The 3,150-nt window shown below is 41.2% G+C and carries 2 protein-coding genes; both read left to right on the top strand.

The annotated features are described in order from the left end of the window. Window positions 1–361: 361 nt before the first annotated feature. Complete coding sequence (locus Q7J27_14115) at window positions 362–1,144, top strand: hypothetical protein (GenBank protein ID MDO9530275.1); 783 nt, start codon at window positions 362–364, stop codon at window positions 1,142–1,144. 7 nt (window positions 1,145–1,151) lie between these two features. Then, the coding region (locus Q7J27_14110) for a PAS domain S-box protein (GenBank protein MDO9530274.1) at window positions 1,152–3,150 on the top strand (1,999 nt) is incomplete at its 3' end.

Here is a 3,150-nt window from a genome sequence, read left to right as displayed (position 1 = left end):
TTCTTCTTTGATGCACTCGTAAAAAGTCAGAAAGTGTGCTCTTTGTCATGCTGAACTTGTTTCAGCATCTAATTATTTCAGCAAGTTAGAGACCCTGAAATAAATTCAGGGTGACAGAAAAAGACTTTTTACGAGATTGTCTTCTTTGACAGTCTCGTAAAAAGTCTCAAAATGTGTCATTTGTCATGCTGAACTTGTTTCAGCATCTAAGCATTTCAATAAGTTAGAGACCCTGAATGATCCTGAAACAAGTTCAGGACATGATTTTGGGTGACAAAAAAAGACTTTTTACGAATGCATCATTCTTTGATCGAGGAAGAAGACATTCTATATCTTTTTGTAAAATCACTGAAAGTGTAACATGAAAAAAAGATTGACAGGTGTGCTGATAATATTTGCACTACTTGCAATTTCTTATCAGGGAGTTGCCTACATACCAACTGCAAAACAGATATTACAACCTATCCTGAAAGCAAACCGGGAAATAAATAATTTAAAGATAGTATTGAAGACAACGATCTTCGATAACAGATATAACGACGGAAGTGTAGAAATAGATGAACATATCTATATTAAAAAGGGGGGAATTTTCCGGTCGGAACGGGCTTTTGCCCACGGTAAGGAAGTTATCATCAATCGTGGCAGAAAATCTTTTACTATGGTGAAGGATATAGCTGACACTGACTACAGGAAGATAGATACGGTACTGCCGATTGTATTTTTCCAGGAATCTATTGAAAATCTGATAAATGACCTGAGTTATTTGGGTGTGGATACGGGGACGGTTGCCTTTGACCGTATAGATGGAAAGGTTGCCTTTGTCATAGGGGAAAGAATGGGACGAGTTCCATGCAGTCAACTGTGGACGGAAAAAGAGACAGGTTTTCCCATAAGATTTATTGGCATTGGAACATCCAATGGAAAGCGGGTAATACTTCGGGCTGAATATATAGATTATGCCCGTGTGAACGGGGAATTCTCGTTTCCCGGTCGAATAGAATTTTACAGGGATGACGTTCTCTGGATTGTCAGTGTACCTGTGGAAATACTGGTAAATGAAAAAATTTCAGACAGTTTTTTCATAATACCGGAAGGGAAAAGTTTTTATCCCGGCTTGAAGGATTTTTTGAATGTAAAGGAATAGGCCGAACATGAAACTTCGTGTAATCCTCATAGTTTTATCTTTACTGGCCTTTTTATCTACGTCTTTAGGTGGATATTCCTATTATACATCCTTAAAAGAAGCTGCTTTTAAGGAAGCCAATGTCCAGACCGCATTACAATTAGAAACGATCAAAAATCACCTCTCCTCTTTTCTCGGCGAAAATCTAAAATCGGCAAGGGTGTTGGCTGGGCTGAAGGAATTACAACAAGCCCTATTCAAACCGGACAATAATTCTTTAAAGAAAGCAAATTCTGTTCTTGACCACTTTAAGAATGCCCTGGATGTCAACGTCTGTTACTTGATAGATCGTAATGGAAACACTATAGCCTCCAGCAATCGCGATGCGCCTGACAGCTTTGTGGGGGAGAATTATGCTTTTCGTCCATATTTCCGGAAGGCTATCAAAGGTTCTACTTCCATCTACATGGCTTTGGGTGTAACTTCAGGGAAGCGGGGGGTTTATTACAGCCATTCGGTTTGTGGAAAAGACAGAGATGTTCCGATAGGGGTTGCTGTTATCAAGGCCTCAATTACACCCTTGGAAAAGGATTTTAAGCACGTTTATGAAGGTACCATAGTACTCACAGATCCTCATGGTGTGGTTTTCATTTCCAATCGAGAGGATTGGCTTTACAAACTCTTGTGGGAACTTTCACCTGATCAGATTTCTCAGATTGCTATGACGCGACAATTTGGTAACGGTCCGTGGAGCTGGAGTGGACTGAAGAAAGATAAGAATCATGTTATTGATAAGACAGGGAATGCATACCTGATGCAACAGGTTGAACTTGATAATTATCCGGGCTGGAACGTTATTTATTTGCGGGGGTTCCGGGAAATTGCCAAAAAAGTCTTTGATCCCTTAATCAGGAGTATGGGCAATATAATCCTGGCAATATGCGTTTTTATCGGATTATCTGTTCTCTTTCTCTATAAACAGGCAAGTAATGAAATCGTAAAACGGAGAAAGGTCGAGAAGACACTCCGTGAAAGTGAAGAGCGATACCGTTCTCTTTATAATAACACACCTGCCATGTTGCACTCGATAGATGCGAAAGGTCGGCTGGTCAGTGTTAGTGACTATTGGGTTGAAGCCCTTGGATACGAACCAGACGAGGTGATTGGTCGAAACTTTACCGAGTTTTTAACGGAAGATTCGCGCCTGCTGGCTGAAGAGAGAGTATTTTCTGAATTCTTGAGGACTGGTTTTGTAAAGGATATTCCGTATCAATTTACCAGAAAAAACGGGGAAACTATAGATGTACTCTTATCAGCTATCGCTGAGCGGGATGACAAAGGGGATATAGTTCGATCCCTGGCTGTTTTGATTGATGTCACCGCGAGGAAACGTGCGGAGGAAGAGCTCAAACTTGCTAAAGAAAAGCTCGGGCATTATTCCAAAGATCTCGAATTACAGGTAAAGGAAAAGACAAGGGAGATTACGAGCATTATTAAATATATGCCTGCGGTTGTCTATATCAAAGACAAAGAATATCGATATGTAATGGTCAATTCCCAGTTTGAAGAGTTGTTTGATGTGCGAAATCAGGAGATCGTTGGCAAAACCGACTATGAAATATTTCCGGAGAAGATAGCCGCTCAGTTTCGTACGAACGAGGTGCGAGTTTTCAAGGAGAGGCAGTCGATACAGGTAGAGGAAAGCGTCTCTCAGAAAGATGGCACCCATGCCTATCTTTCCGTGAAATTTCCCCTATACGACGAGCAGGAATCTGTTCGTGGTTTATGTGGAATAGCAATGGACATAACAGTAATCAAAAGGGCACAGGACCAGTTGAGGCGTCTTTCCTGTGGTATTATAGCCAGCCAGGAGAAAGAACGCGCTGTTATAGCCCGGGAGCTGCATGATGAGTTGGGTCAGATGCTTACCGCACTGCGTATGGACTGTGTATGGATCAAGGAAGGTTTGGGTAAAAACAATCCCAAAATGGTAGAACGGACGTTGATAATGTGTAACCTTATCGATA

It is taken from the genome of Syntrophales bacterium, assembly GCA_030655775.1.
Lineage (GTDB): Bacteria > Desulfobacterota > Syntrophia > Syntrophales > JADFWA01 > JAUSPI01.
The sequence above is the reverse complement of the archived record's forward strand: the minus strand, read 5'-3'. Positions and strand labels throughout refer to the sequence as shown.